The sequence below is a fragment of the Magnetospirillum sp. XM-1 genome (assembly GCF_001511835.1).
Taxonomy (GTDB): Bacteria; Pseudomonadota; Alphaproteobacteria; order Rhodospirillales; family Magnetospirillaceae; genus Phaeospirillum.
On record NZ_LN997848.1, the window covers coordinates 3,670,488 to 3,685,180 of the forward strand.

Consider the following 14,693-nt stretch of genomic DNA (forward strand, 5'->3'; position numbering starts at 1 on the left):
CCGCCCTCTCCTCGAAACGATGGGGCCGGAAGAGATTTCCGGCCCCACTCCCTCTCTTGTTTCTTGACCCGATCCCTTACTTGTCGAAGGGCTGCGGACGCGGAGTGTTCTCGTTGGACGGCGGCAGGATGGGCAGGGCGAAGCTGGGCTGCTCGCCGGTCATGGACTTGAGGAAGGCCACGATCTTGCCGTTCTCCTCAGGGCTGAACTTCTTGCCCAGCTGGATGCGGCCCATGGTGTCGACCGCGTCGGCCAGGGTGGCGGCCTCACCGTCATGGAAGTAGGGGTAGGTCAGTTCGACGTTGCGCAGCGTCGGCACCTTGAAGAAGAAGCGGTCGGCCTCCTCCTTGGTCACCGCGACGCGGCCCTCGGCCGGGCTGGACGACTTGTAGGGCTCGATCACGCCCATCTTCTGGTAGGTGTTGCCGCCGGCGGCCGCGCCGTTATGGCAGCCGGTGCAGCCCGAATCCTTGAACAGCTCGTAGCCGGCTACTTCCTGGGCGGTGAGCGCCTTCTTGTCGCCCTTCAGCCACTTGTCGAAGCGCGAGTTGGGGGTGACCAGGGTCTCCTCGAAGGCTGCGATGGCCTTGGTGACGCCGTCGACGCTGATCTTGTCCGACTTGAACACCTTCTTGTACTCGTCCACATAGGCCGGAATGGACTGCAGCACCGACAGCGCCAGGGTGTGGGTCGAAGCCATCTCGCCGGGATTGGCGATGGGGCCGCCCGCCTGGTCCTGCAGGGTGAGCGCACGGCCGTCCCAGAACTGCGCCAGGTTCAGGCTGGAATTCAGAACGGTGGGCGCGTTGATCGGCCCCTTCTGCCAGTTATGGCCGATGGAGGTCTTGAGGTTGTCGGTGCCGCCCAGCGACAGGTTGTGGCAGGAATTGCACGAGATGAAACCCGACTTGGACAGGCGGGTGTCGAAGTAGAGCTTCTTGCCCAGCTCGACCATCCCGGCATCCTTGACCTTGGCCGGCGCGATGGGCTGGATCGGCTCGTTGGCCGCCAGGGCCGGAACCGCTCCCAGTCCCAGGAAAAGGGCGAGCGAAAGCGTCATGCGTCTGATCATGGCATGGTACCCCTGATATCGATTTTCAGTGCGTGACCACTCCCCGGAGGACTTCCCCCCGCCCCGCCGGCTCTCTCCTTCCGGCCGGGCCCGGGATGCGAGCACCCGACCATACTCACAACTTTAATGTGGATTTGGAAGATGTATTTAGAATTCTTCTAACTCTAAACAATCAGCATATGGCCGAAAGCAAAGCGGCGGCCTCCCTTTCGGAAGGCCGCCGCCTGCTCAGGCTATGACTAGGAAGGCCTACACCAAACTGCGATGAGCCCGACTCATTGCAGTTTGGCTAGGTCCAAGGGACCGCGCCGCTTATGCGGCGGGAGCCAACCCGCCACGGGCGGCGCCCGGCGATTGAGGGCGATGCGATGATCGGTTTCGATCAGCGCATCCTGGTATTACGCCTTCAGCGCGCCCAGCACCTCGTCCAGCATCTTCTTGGCGTCGCCGAACAGCATCCGGTTGTTCTCCTTGTAGAACAGCGGATTGTCGACGCCGGCATAGCCGGACGCCATGGAACGCTTCATGACGATGGAGGTCCTGGCCTTCCACACCTCGAGAACCGGCATGCCGGCGATGGGGGAATTGGGATCCTCCTGCGCCGCCGGATTGACGATGTCGTTGGCACCGATGACCATGGCGACGTCCGTGTCGGGGAAGTCGTCGTTGATCTCGTCCATCTCCATGACGACGTCATAGGGAACCTTGGCCTCGGCCAGCAGCACGTTCATGTGGCCGGGCATGCGGCCCGCCACCGGGTGGATGCCGAAGCGGACGTTGACGCCCTTCTCGCGCAGGTGCTTGGTGATCTCGAACACCGTGTGCTGGGCCTGGGCCACCGCCATGCCGTAGCCGGGAACGATGATCACGTTCTTGGCGTCCTTCAGCAGTTCGGCGGTCTCGACGGCGCTGATCGGGCTGACCTCGCCGGCCGGCTGGCCGTCGGCCGCCGCCACCACGGTGCCGCCGCTGGTGCCGAAGCCGCCGGCGATGACGCTGACGAAGTTTCGGTTCATGGCCCGGCACATGATGTACGATAGGATGGCGCCCGAGGAACCCACCAGCGCGCCGGTGACGATCAGGAGGTCGTTGTTCAGCATGAAGCCGGTGGCCGAGGCCGCCCAGCCGGAATAGCTGTTCAGCATGGAGACCACCACCGGCATGTCGGCGCCGCCGATGGCCATCACCATGTGGACGCCGAAGGCCAGCGCGATGCCGGTCATGACGATCAGGGCGAACGAGCCGCCCCAGGCGCTTTCGGCGTTGACGAACACCTTGCCGAAATAGATCACCACCAGCAGACCGGCCAGGTTGAGCCAGTGGCGGGCGGGCAGCAGCAGCGGCTTGCCGTCGATCTTGGCCGACAGCTTGCCGAAGGCGATCAGCGAGCCGGAGAAGGTGATCGCGCCGATCAGGATGCCGATATAGATCTCGACCTCGTGGATGGTCTTCTCGACGCCGACGAAGGTGTGAGCGGTGTCGGCATAGGAGGCGTAGCCCACCAGACAGGCGGCCAGACCGACCAGCGAGTGCATCAGGGCGACCAACTCGGGCATCTGGGTCATCTGCACAGTGCGGGCGGCATACAGGCCGACCGAGCCGCCGATGGCCATGGCGATGACGATCCACGGCACGCCGCCCCAGGTGACTTCCGGCCCGAAGACGGTGGCGATCACCGCCAGCGTCATGCCGATCATGCCCAGCACGTTGCCGCGCCGCGAGGTCTCGGGATTGGACAGGCCGCCCAGGGACAGGATGAACAGGATGGTGGCACCGATATAGGAAACGGTAGCGAGACTCGAAGACATGGTGCCCCCCTTACTTGCGGAACATCGCCAACATGCGCTTGGTGACCGCGAAGCCGCCGAACATGTTGATCGAGGTGAGGATGATGCTGATCACCGCCAGAAGGCCGATGAAGAAGCCGGGACGCGAGACGCCCTCGGCCAGCGGGGGGGAAATCTGCACCAGCGCGCCGATCACGATGATCGACGAGATGGCGTTGGTGACGCTCATCAGGGGGGTGTGCAGCGCCGGAGTGACGTTCCACACCACCATGTAGCCGACGAAGCAGGCCAGCACGAACACGGTGAAATGACCGAGGAAGGCGGCCGGCGCGTAGGAGCCGACGAACCAGAAGGCCAGGGCGCCGATGCCCATGACGATGGCCAGGGTCTTGACGCTCATGGGCTCGCCGGCGCCGTGGCCGTGGCCCGACGACTTCTTCTCCGGCATGGCGGCGGCCGGCTTGGGCGCGGGCGGGGCCGGCAGCACCAGGGGCGGCGGCGGCCAGGTGATCTCGCCTTCCTTGATGACGGTCAGGCCGCGGATGGCGTCGTCTTCCATGTTGACGTCGATGGTGCCGTCCTTGGCCTTGCACATCTCCTCAGTGAGGCGCAGCAGGTTGGTGGCGTACAGCGTCGAGGCCTGCTTGGACAGGCGCGACGGCAGGTCGGCGTAGCCGACGATGGTCACGCCGTGGCGCACCACCACCTCGCCCGGCACGGTCAGCTCGCAATTGCCACCCTGTTCGGCGGCCATGTCGACGATGACGCTGCCGGCCTTCATGGACTTGACCATGTCGGCGGTGATCAGCCGGGGCGCCGGCTTGCCGGGGATCAGGGCGGTGGTGATGATGATGTCCACCTCGCGCGCCTGCTGGGCGTACATCTCGCGCTGGGCGGCCTGGAAGCCCTCGCTCATGACCTTGGCGTAGCCGCCGCCGCCCGAGCCCTCTTCCTCGTAGTCCACCTTGACGAACTCGGCGCCCATGGATTTGACCTGATCGGCCACCTCGGCGCGGGTGTCGTTGGCGCGCACGACGGCGCCCAGACCCACCGAGGTGCCGATGGCGGCCAGACCGGCCACGCCGGCGCCGGCGACGAACACCTTGGCCGGCGGAACCTTGCCCGCGGCGGTGATCTGGCCGGTGAAGAAGCGGCCGAATTGGTTGGCGGCCTCGATCACGGCGCGGTAGCCGGCGATGTTGGCCATGGAGGACAGCGCGTCCATCTTCTGGGCGCGGGAAAGCTGGCGCGGCACGCAATCCATGGCCAGCACGGTGATCTTGCGGGCCTTCAGGGCCTCCATCAGATCGGGATTCTGGGCCGGCCAGATGAAGCCGATCAGGATGGTGCCTTCCTTGATCAGCGGCACCTCGTCCATGCTGGGGGCGCGGACCTTGAAGACCACGTTCGACGCGTTCCAAAGCTCGGCGGCGCTCTTGGCGATGGAGGCGCCCGACGCCACATAGGACTCGTCATCGAAATTGGCGAGCGCGCCCGCCCCCGTCTCGACCACCACCGAGAAGCCCAGCTTGATCAGCTTCTCGACGACGTCGGGAACCGTTGCCACCCGCTTCTCGTTGGGGAACGTTTCCCTGGGAACACCAATGGTCAGAGACATGGCTTCTCCTGTTGCTGGCTGTTACTGCATTTGCCGTACATTTTGCCCAGAACAATGCCTTCTGAGCGGCGGTTTGCCAAGCCCGATCGTGTTTGAAAATCAGTCGTTTGGACCTATTTTACAGTAGACGGCGCCCGAGGGGGCCGCATGACCTTGATCAAGGCGTTGACCGGGCGGATCTTGCCATCCTGGCCGGCGTTTCCAGGAGGAACCATGGCCAGGCCTGCGGCAATCGCCACCGTTCTCGTCGCCGCCCTCGGGGCGGCGTCGCCGGCCATCGCCGACCCTCTGGGCTGGCGCTACGAGATCATGTGGGGCGGCTTTCACGCCGGCGACATGGCGGTGACCCGCGACCAGCAAGGCGAAGCGGTCCGCACCGGCATGACCATCCGCACCGTCGGCCTGTTCGACAAGCTTCTGCGCCTGCGCTTCGCCGCCGAGGGCGGCGGCCGCGACATCGGTTCGGGCGAACTGGGCTCCGAGCATTACCAGACCCGCTTTCGGGGCCGTTACCAGGAGCAGATGCTGCGCGTGCATTACAGCGGCGGCGAGGCGGTCACCGTGCTCGACGAGGTGCTGGCGGTGTTCGCGCCGCCGCCCGAGGACGACGAGCCCGCCCCCGCCGTGCCGCCCGAGGCGAAGAAGGGCGTACGCGACCCGCTGACCAATGTGTCGGTGGTCGGCCGCAAGGCCCGGCAGGCCATGGCCGGGGACGGCCCGGCCAATTTCAAGGTGGCGGGCTATGACGGCCGCCGCGCCTATGATTTCGACGTGGCGGTCAAGGGGGCCAGGCGCCTCGACATCCGGGGCCGGGGATACGATTCCATCGAACTGGCCATGGTGCTGCGCCCGGTGGCCGGCTTCAAGCCGCGCTTCCAGAAGATGTGGTCCGGGGCCGAGTACGTCGTCCACCTGGACCCCGACAGCCTTCTGCCGCTGCGCATCTACACCGACAGCTTCGCCGCCGCCACGGTGATCAACGCCGTCGAGCCCTGCCGGGTGGCGGCGGAACAATGCGCCCCGCTGCTGGCGGCGGGTGAGCCGTAACCCTTGTATCTCATCCTTCCTGCATATTAGGCTGACACCAAAGAGTGTGCGGACGCGCCGGCATGAACCGGGCGCGCCAAGGGAGGCTGGAACCATGGGAATGCTCGACGCCCTGTCCGGGCTGCGGATCACCACGCGTCTGTGGCTTTTGGGCGGCCTGCCCCTGGCAGGCCTCGCCGCCGTCTTCGTCGCCGATTCGCTTCAACTTAAGGAAGAGATGGTGGCGGCGCGCGAGGTCAAGCTGCGCCACGTGGTCGAGGCCGCTTCGGGCGTGCTCGACCATTACGCCGAAGAGGCGAAACAGGGCCGCATGAGCGAGGATCAGGCCAAGGCCGCCGCCATGGGCGCCATCAAGAAGATGCGCTACGAAAAGGTCGAGTATCTGTGGATGAACGACATGGGCAAGCCGGTGCCCCGAATCGTCATGCACCCCATCTCGCCCCAGCTGGACGGCAAGATCCTCGACGATGCCAAGTTCAACAAGGCCACCTCCATGCGGACCGGCAATTCCGGCCCGTTCGAGCCGCTGAACAACGTCAACCTGTTCGGGGCCTTCGTCACGGTGGTCGACAAGGCCGGACAGGGCTACGTCACCTATGACTGGCCCAAGCCCAAGGAGGGCGGCGGCGTCACCACCGAGACCTATCCCAAGATGTCCTACGTCAAAGGCTTTCCCCAATGGGGCTGGCTGATCGGCTCGGGCGTCTACATCGACGACATCGACACCGCCTTCAAGGCCGAACTGGCCCAGCGCGGCATGCTGCTGGCCGCCATCCTGGCGGTGGTGGGCGGCCTTGGCCTGCTGATCACCGGCAGCGTCTCGTCGGGGTTCAGGGCGCTGCATCACGACGTCAACACCCTGCGCACCGGCGAGGCGGGCGACGCCATGCAACTCAGCCCCCAGCGCAGGGACGAGTTCCGCGAGGTGGCCGAGGTGCTGGGCGAGATGGCCGAGACCCGCAGCCGTCTCGACGCCGCTGAAGCCGAGCGCCAGGCGGCGCGCAAGAAGGCCGACCACGACCGCTTCATCATGCAGCGCGACATGCTGCGCTCACTGGTCCAGGCGGCCATGCTGGGCAACGAGGCGATGATCACCCTGTCGCGCATGAAGCGCGAAATCGACATGTCCACCGCCGAGGTGGGCCGCATGGCCCAGGCGGTGGACGAAATGCGCGAGTCCATCGAGGCCATCAACGCCGATTCCTCCCAGGCCGCCCAAGGCGCGGGCGAAGCCGGACAGGCGGCGGTCACCGGCCTGAACGCCAGCCAGGAGGCGCTGTCGGCCTTCGAGCGCATCGTCGCCGCGGTCAACGCTGCCGGCCATAAGGTCCAGGGGCTGGCCGAGGCCTCGGCCCAGATCGGCGAGATCGTCACCGCCATCGAGACGGTCGCCGGCCAGACCAACCTGCTGGCCTTGAACGCCACCATCGAGGCGGCGCGTGCCGGCGAGGCGGGAAAAGGGTTCGCCGTGGTGGCGGGCGAGGTCAAGAACCTGGCCAACCAGACCGCCAAAGCCACGGTGGACATCCGCTCGCGCATCGAGGGATTGCAGGGCGAGATGGGGGCCATCGTCGGCGCCATCGACGAAAGCACCGGAGCGGTCACCGAAGGCCGCTCGCTGGTGGGCGCGCTGGGCGAGCGCCTGCACGGCATCGCCGATCAGGTGGGCTCGGTGCAGACCAGCATGAGCACCATCTCCCACGTGCTGGACAGCCAGTCGGACACCGCCGGAAAGCTGGCCGACGGCACCACCCAGGTGGTCAGCCTGACCCAGGCCAACAACAAGCTGCTGGGCGACGTGCTGGAAGCCATGGGCCGCATGAGCCAGCACCTGGATTCCCAGGTGGGCAACTACGCCCAGTTGGGCTCGGGCGCCCTGCTGGTGGAGATCGCCAAGAACGACCACATCGCCTTCAAGCGCCGGGTGCTGGACGGCGTGCTGGGCCGTACGGACCTGAAGGCCGACGGTGTGCCCGACCACCACAATTGCCGCCTGGGCAAGTGGTACGACGCCATCACCGACAAGGCCATCTCGGGCAAGCCCGCCTATTCCAATCTGGTCACCCCGCACCAGGAGGTGCACGCGGCGGCCAAGCGGGCGCTGACCCATGCCGCCCAAGGCGACCTGGATTCCGCCTTCGCCGCCATCGACGACATGAACAAGGCGTCGGTGGCCGTGGTCGCCATGCTGGAGACCCTGGCCACCGAACTGGCCGCCCTGGAGGAAGCCCGGATGGCGGGGTGATCCCGCTTCCTATCCGCCGATCACGTTCCTGAGCAGGCCGATCTCGACGATCTCGGTCTCCATCACGTCGCCGAGCTTGAGAAATTCCGGGGGCTTGCGCGCGCCACCCACCCCGGGCGGCGTGCCGGTGGCGATGATGTCGCCGGGCTCGAGCGTCAATCCCGCCGACAGTTCGGCGATGATGCGCGGCACCTTGAAGTACATCTGCTCGGTGCTGGCGTCCTGCTTGACCACGCCGTTGACGCGGGTGATCAGATGGACCCGGGTGTGGTCGATGTCCGAGGCCGGCACGATCCAGGGGCCCAGCGGTCCGTGCCCGTCCAGGCTCTTGCCCTTGAACCACTGGCCGCCGTGCTTCTTCTGCTGCACGTCGCGGGCGGTGGTGTCATTGATGACGCAAAAGCCGAAGACGTGCTTCATGGCGTCAGCCTCGGCGATGTTCCTGCCCTTCTTGCCGATGATCACCGCCAGTTCGCACTCCCAGTCGATGGAGGTCGACACCGCCGGGTCATAGGGAATGGGGTCGTAGGGCCCGTTGATGGTCCCCACCGCCTTGGAGAAGAACACCGGATGCTCGGGCAGTTCGGCGGTCTTGAGGCGCATGGCCTCGCCCTCCTTGAAATGCTCGAGATAGTTCCAGCCCACCGCGTAGACGTTGCGGGTCGGTTCCGGAATGGGGGCCAGCAGCCGGACGTCGGACACCATGGGGCCGGAATCGGGGCCTTCCAGCATCAGCTGGCGGGCCTGGGCCAGGGCGAAATCACCGGCGGCGATCAGCGAAACCATGTTCGAGGGATCGAAGGACAGGGTCATGCCGCGCGCCTTGGCCGCCGCGCCCACGTCGACGACGCGGCCCGAGGCCTTGACCACGCCGATGCGCGCCGCCCCTCCCCCCGTCGAATAGGTGATCAGCCGCAGCGCCCCGGCGGCGGCGTTGGGAATGGGGCCGGCAGCCCCGGCAGCGGCAGGCATCAACGCCCCCGCCGCCACGGCGGCCCCCAGGGTCAGGAACTGGCGACGCTTCTCATCCATGACGGCTCTCCCTCCGGAAGTGGTCAGACCACTGCCATATGGGGAGCCGTCCGGAATTCTACATCGCCTCCAGCTCGTCGATGAAGCCGATGACCACGTCCAGGCCCTGGCGCCAGAATTGCGGGTCGCCGGCATCGAGACCGAAGGGGGCCAGCAGGTCCTGGTGGCGCAGCGTGCCGCCGGCCCGCAGCATGTCCAGGTACTTGGCGGGGAAGTCGGGAATGCCGCCCTTGGCGTAGACCGAGTACAGCGAGTTCACCAGGCAATCGCCGAAGGCGTAGGCGTAGACGTAGAACGGCGAGTGGACGAAGTGCGGGATATAGGTCCAGAAGTGCTTGTACTCGTCATGGAAGCGGAAGGCCGGGCCTAGGCTGTCGGCCTGGACGCTCATCCACAATTCGCCGATGCGCTCGGGCGACAGCTCGCCCCGGCGGCGCTCGTCGTGCAGCAAGGATTCGAACTCGTAGAACGCCACCTGGCGCACCACGGTGTTGATCATGTCCTCCACCTTGGAGGCCAGCATGATGCGGCGGCTCTTCGGGGACGTCTCGCGCTCAAGCATGGCGCGGAAGGTCAGCATCTCGCCGAACACCGAGGCGGTCTCGGCCAGCGTCAGCGGCGTGTCGGACATCAGCCCGCCCTGCACGCCCGCCAGCACCTGATGCACGCCGTGGCCCAGTTCGTGGGCCAGGGTCATCACGTCGCGGGACTTGCCCAGGTAGTTGACCAGCAGATAGGGATGCACCGAGGGAACGGTGGGATGGGCGAAGGCGCCGGGCGACTTGCCGGGACGCACGGGGGCGTCGATCCAGTTGTTGTCGAAGAACTTCTTGCCCACCGCCGCCATGTCCGGAGAGAACGCCCCATAGGCGCCCAGCACCGTGTCACGCGCCTGCTCCCACGTGTACTTGCGGTCGTCGTCGTCGGGCAGCGGCGCGTTGCGGTCCCAGTAATCCATCTTGTCGACGCCGAACCACTTGGCCTTTAGCGCATAGTAGCGGTGGGACAATTGAGGGAAGCAGCCCTTGACCGCCGAGACCAGGGCGTCCACCACGCCGTCTTCAACCTGGTTGGACAGGTTGCGGTAGGATTGGGGACGGGCATAGGCGCGCCACTTGTCCTCGATCTCCTTTTCCTTGGCCAGCGTGTTGGTGATCAGCGCGAACAGCGGCGCGTTGTCGCCCAGCACCTTGCCCAAGGACTTGGCGGCCTCCTTGCGCCTGGCACCGTCCTTGTCGCTGAGGCAGTTGAGCACCTCGGCCGAGGTCACCTCCCGGCCGCCCAGGGGAAAGCGCAGCCGGGCCATGGTCTCGTCGAACAGCCGGTTCCAGGCCGCCGTGCCCACCACGTGCAGCTCGTGCAGCATCTTCTCGGCCTCGTCCGACAGCTGGTGCGGGCGGAAGACGCGCAGGTCGCGCAGCCAGGGGCCGTAATGGGCCGCCTCGGGGGCCTTCAGCTTCTCGGCCAGCACGGAATCGTCCAGACGGTTGATCTCGAGGGTGAAGAACAGGGTATGGGTGGAGATGTCGGTGACCCGCTCCTGCATGCCCTGGTAGAAGCGGCCGCGCTCGGAATCCGAGACGTCGCCGGAATAGAGCAGCTGGGCGTAGGACATGGCGCGGTAGATGATCTGGCCGATACGCTCGTACTCGGCGATGGCGCGGCCCAGCTCGGCTCCCGGCAGCCCGGCCAGCTTGCCGGCATAGGCGGCCTCGAAGGCCTGGGAGGCCGCGGACGCCGCCTGCAGGTCGGCCTCCAGCTCCGGCGAATCCGGCGCGGGGTAAAGATCGGAAAGATCCCATTCGGGAAGGGTGCCGAGATCGTTGGCCGGTGCTACAAAGGTCATTCGCTGTCTCCTTGCTGCAACACAATATAAGGAGGCCGCCACGGCGCGAACAGGGAGTTTCGACGCATGGAGGTTGACTTCGCCGCGCAAACCAGCCTGCCGGCCATGTTCCTGGGCCAGGCGGAGCGCCTTTCCGCACGCCCCTTCCTCGGCCACAAGGCGGACGGCGTCTGGCAGGCGCTGTCGTGGGCCGAAACGGCGGAGCGCGTCCTGGCGCTGGCCGCCGGCCTGCGCGCCCTGGGCCTGGAACCCGGCGACCGGGTCATGCTGGTGGCCGAGAACCGCCCCGAATGGGCCGTGGCCGATCTGGCCATCATGGCGGCCGGCGGCATCAGCGTGCCGGCCTACACCACCAACACCGTCGCCGACCACCTGCACATCCTGGACAATTCCGGCGCCCGGCTGGTGATCGTCTCCACCCGTCCGCTGGCCGAGCGCGTCCTGCCCGCCGCCGCCCGCTCGGCCCAGGCGCCCGCCCTGATCGCCATGGAGCCCCTGGCCCTGGCCCAGTCCCCCGGCGTGGACGTCCACGCCTGGGACGCGGTGCTGGAACTGGGACGGCACAGGGCGGACGACATCCGCGGCACGGTCGCCGGCCTGAAGCGCGACGACACCGCCTGCCTGATCTACACCTCGGGGACCGGCGGCGTGCCCAAGGGCGTGATGCTGTCCCACGGCGCTATTCTGTGCAATTGCATGGGCGCCGCCGACGTGCTGCGCGAACTGGGCCTGGAGGACGAGGTCTTCCTGTCCTTCCTGCCGCTGTCGCACGCCTACGAGCACACCGCCGGCCTTTACTTCCCCATCTCCATCGGCGCCGAGATCCGCTACGCCGAAGGAATCGAGGTTCTGGCCTCCAACATGGCCGAGGTGTCGCCCACCATCATGACCGCGGTGCCGCGCCTGTACGAGACCATGCGGGCGCGCATCCTGAAAGGCTTGTCCCGGGTCAGCCCGCTGCGCCGCCGCCTGTTCATGGCGGCGCTGGACCTGGGCACGCGGCGTATGGAAGGCCGCCGCCTCGGCCCGCTCGACCGGCTGGCCGACCGGGTGCTGGAGCGGCTGGTGCGCGACAAGGTCCGCGCCCGCTTCGGCGGCCGGCTCAAGGCCTTCGTCTCGGGCGGCGCCCCCCTGCCCTACGAGGTGGGCGCCTTCTTCCTGGCGCTGGGCGTGCGCATCCTGCAGGGCTACGGCCAGACCGAGGCGGCCCCGGTCATCGCCGTCAACCGGCCGGACCACAACCGCATCGAAACCGTGGGCCCCCCCATGCTGGGCGTCGATCTCAGGATCGCCGGCGACGGCGAAATCCTGGTCCGGGGCGAGCTGGTGATGCGGGGCTACTGGCGCGACGGCGCCGCCACCGCCCAGGCCATCGATTCCGAAGGGTGGCTGCACACCGGCGACATCGGCGAGATCGACGCCGACGGACGCTTGCGCATCACTGACCGCAAGAAGGACATCATCGTCAATTCAGGCGGCGACAACGTGGCGCCCCAGCGCATCGAGGGCTTCCTGACGCTGGAGCCGGAAATCGCCCAGGCCATGGTCCACGGCGACCGCCGCCCCCATCTGGTCGCCCTGATCGTTCCCGACCGCGAATGGGCGCAATCCTGGGCCGAGGCGAACGGCCGGACGGAATCCGTCGATCAGTTGCTGACCTGCGACGATTTGCGCAAGGCGCTGACCCTGGTAATCGACCGGGTGAATCGCCAACTTTCTCCAATCGAGAAAATCCGCCGTTTCATGATCGCCACCAGTCCTTTCGATATAGATAACGGAATGTTGACTCCAACCCTCAAGATACGCCGCCATCAAATCAGGGCGATTTACGGAGCTGCGCTGGATGGTCTTTATGAAGAGAAGTCACAGAGCCGGAATCAGGCTTTCCAGTGAAAGCTTTGCCAACAGATAGCGAATGGACTGTTAACAAAAATCCCTCACTCATGGATTGCGCAGCGTCCCTATCCTTCCGTATTGCTTTTTGACGAAAGCTTGCTTTAAAACGTTCTCGCTTCCAAGATTGAGCCTCCGAGACCGCCTGGACAGATGTCACAAGCACTCCCCGCAATGCCCCTGGCCCCGGCCCCGGCCAATGTCGACTTGTCAAAGGTCAAGGCCCTGGTGTGCGAGCCGAGCTTGCCCATCCGCCAGGGAATTCGGCTGGCGCTGAACAATGTCGGCATCCGTGAGATCATGGAGGCCAGCACCTTCCTGGCCGCCCATCAGGCCTGCAAGGAAGGCGATCACGACTTCCTGGTGCTGAACCAGGAAATCGAGGCCAACGATTCCACCTTCATCATGCGCGAGTTGCGGTCCGGCAGCCTGGGCCGCGATCCCTTCATCCTGACGGTGATGCTGCTGGCGTCGCGCGAGGAGCCCAAGGTGCGCTCGGCCATCGATTGCGGCCCTGACGACCTGCTGCTGATTCCCTTCGCCCCCGACCAGTTGATGAGCCGTCTCAGGGTGCTGGTCGAGCGGCGCAAGCCCTTCGTTGTGACCCACGATTACATCGGCCCCGACCGCCGCGCCGCGCCGCGCCCGGGCGCCACCTCGGCCACCCAGTTCCAGGTCCCCAACCCGGTGAGGGCGCGGGGCACCAATCTGCCCCGCGACCGCTACGACCGGCTGAAGCAGGATTCCATCGTCGCCATCGGCATCGAGCGCATCAAGCGCCTGGCCGCGACCATGGACTGGGAGTGCAACGCGCTGACCGTCAGCGCCCGCGAAGGCAAGATGACCCCGGAGAGCACCTATCGCAGCCTGCTGAAGCTCGAGCAGGTGACCACGGAATTGTCCAATCGGGTCGCCAAGCAACTGGGCCACGCCACAGAGACCATCGACGGGCTAACCGAATTGTGCCGCAGGTTGAAAGCCACCCCAAGCAATGTCATCTTTTCAGACATTGAAACAGTCACGCAGACATCGCGACGAATTTCCGGCACCTATAGTTCGCGATAACAACTATCGACTTCAGTATTAAAGCCTTTTGCCAAGCGCCCCTGGAATACGTCCTGGGCCAGTGCTAAATTATGGTTATTCGGGGACTTTCACCCTGTCGCCCCTGCTTTTTTGGGGGACACTGCATATGCTGATCGGCGATTCCGACACCCTGGCATTCCAAGACCCCGAGGAAGTGTGCGCCAAATCGCCGTTCCACGTTCTGGTGGTCGAGGACGATCTGGTCCACTTCACCTATTGCCAACACGTCCTGCACAGCCTGTACGGCAAAGACCTCGAACTGGAACGGGCGGTTGACTGCCAGGGCGCCATCGACCTGCTGAGTTCCGGCCGTTTCGACATCTGCCTGCTGGACTACATGGTCAAGGGCGGCAACGCCAAGGACGTGCTGACCCGCATCGACTTCGGAAGCGTCGAGACCCCGGTGATCGTCATCAGCGCGCTGGACGACCGCGACACCATGCTCGAGGCCCTGCGCTACGGCGCCGACGATTACGTAGTGAAGGGACGCTTCGCCGAAAGCGACCTGAACCGGGCCATCCAGTACGCCATCTATCGCAAGTACAAGGAAATGCGCCTGCGCCAAAGGGCGCTTTACGACCCGCTGACCGGACTGGCCAACCGCCATCTGTTCTTCGACCGCCTGGACGAGGTTCACCGCTTCTCCGCCCGCCACGGCGAGAAATACGCGGTGATGGTGGTCGATCTCGACCGCCTGAAACACGTCAACGACACCAAGGGCCACGAGGCCGGCGACCGCTACATCCGTGCCGCCGCCAACGCGCTGGTCTGCTCCATGCGGTCCAGCGACACGGTGGCGCGGGCCGGCGGCGACGAGTTCGTGGCCATCTTGAAGAACATCCGCGACAAGCAGAGCCTGATGCGGCTGTGCGCCGTGGTGAAGGACAATATCGCCGCCAAGGCCGCCGCCGAGGAGGATTTGCCCGGCCCGCTGACCTGCTCCATCGGCATCGCCGTCAATCCCGACGACACCGAAACGCCGGCGGAAATGCTGCGTCTGGCCGATGCCGCCATGTATCAGGTCAAGCGCCTGGGCGGCAACGGCTTCCGCTTCGCCTGAGAGCCTG

10 protein-coding genes are annotated in these 14,693 nt (G+C 65.9%); 5 read left to right on the forward strand and 5 right to left on the reverse strand.

The genetic code is table 11. The features are described from left to right. Window positions 1-76 precede the first annotated feature (76 nt). From XM1_RS16995 to XM1_RS17005, 3 genes are all read right to left on the reverse strand, one after another. On the reverse strand, window positions 77-1,072 hold the full coding sequence (locus XM1_RS16995) for a cytochrome-c peroxidase (RefSeq protein ID WP_068435558.1): 996 nt from the start codon (window positions 1,070-1,072) through the stop codon (window positions 77-79). Window positions 1,073-1,470: 398 nt separating this feature from the next. Continuing rightward, window positions 1,471-2,880: a Re/Si-specific NAD(P)(+) transhydrogenase subunit beta gene (gene pntB / locus XM1_RS17000; protein WP_068435560.1), complete on the reverse strand. Its 1,410-nt coding sequence runs from the start codon at window positions 2,878-2,880 to the stop codon at window positions 1,471-1,473. 10 nt (window positions 2,881-2,890) lie between these two features. Further along, on the reverse strand, window positions 2,891-4,477 hold the full coding sequence (locus tag XM1_RS17005) for a Re/Si-specific NAD(P)(+) transhydrogenase subunit alpha (protein ID WP_068435562.1): 1,587 nt from the start codon (window positions 4,475-4,477) through the stop codon (window positions 2,891-2,893). Window positions 4,478-4,690: 213 nt separating this feature from the next. Here XM1_RS17005 and XM1_RS17010 point away from each other — a divergent pair, with 213 nt between their 5' ends. Together XM1_RS17010 and XM1_RS17015 are read left to right on the forward strand one after the other, a co-directional pair. Beyond that, window positions 4,691-5,524 (forward strand): DUF3108 domain-containing protein, encoded by an 834-nt coding sequence (locus XM1_RS17010; protein WP_231920559.1) that lies wholly within the window; start codon window positions 4,691-4,693, stop codon window positions 5,522-5,524. Window positions 5,525-5,618: 94 nt separating this feature from the next. Further along, window positions 5,619-7,769, forward strand: coding sequence for a methyl-accepting chemotaxis protein (locus XM1_RS17015; RefSeq protein ID WP_068435565.1), 2,151 nt, complete (start codon window positions 5,619-5,621; stop codon window positions 7,767-7,769). Between the two features lie 9 nt (window positions 7,770-7,778). Here the strand turns inward: XM1_RS17015 and XM1_RS17020 are convergent, their stop codons facing one another. Both XM1_RS17020 and XM1_RS17025 read right to left on the reverse strand, forming a co-directional pair. After that, a complete protein-coding gene (locus XM1_RS17020; RefSeq protein WP_068435567.1) occupies window positions 7,779-8,801 on the reverse strand; it encodes a fumarylacetoacetate hydrolase family protein in 1,023 nt (340 codons plus the stop codon). 58 nt (window positions 8,802-8,859) lie between these two features. Beyond that, window positions 8,860-10,647, reverse strand: coding sequence for a M3 family oligoendopeptidase (locus XM1_RS17025; RefSeq protein ID WP_068435569.1), 1,788 nt, complete (start codon window positions 10,645-10,647; stop codon window positions 8,860-8,862). A gap of 66 nt (window positions 10,648-10,713) precedes the next feature. On the opposite strand from XM1_RS17025, the gene XM1_RS17030 reads away from it, so the two are divergent. The 3 genes from XM1_RS17030 (at window position 10,714) to XM1_RS17040 (ending at window position 14,686) form a co-directional block, all read left to right on the forward strand. Beyond that, window positions 10,714-12,540 (forward strand): long-chain fatty acid--CoA ligase, encoded by a 1,827-nt coding sequence (locus XM1_RS17030; RefSeq protein WP_068435577.1) that lies wholly within the window; start codon window positions 10,714-10,716, stop codon window positions 12,538-12,540. A 174-nt stretch (window positions 12,541-12,714) separates the two neighbouring features. Beyond that, entirely contained in the window at window positions 12,715-13,605 is an 891-nt protein-coding gene (locus tag XM1_RS17035; protein ID WP_231920560.1) for a response regulator, read from the forward strand. Between the two features lie 127 nt (window positions 13,606-13,732). After that, complete coding sequence (locus tag XM1_RS17040) at window positions 13,733-14,686, forward strand: GGDEF domain-containing response regulator (RefSeq protein ID WP_231920561.1); 954 nt, start codon at window positions 13,733-13,735, stop codon at window positions 14,684-14,686. The last annotated feature ends 7 nt before the right edge of the window (window positions 14,687-14,693 follow it).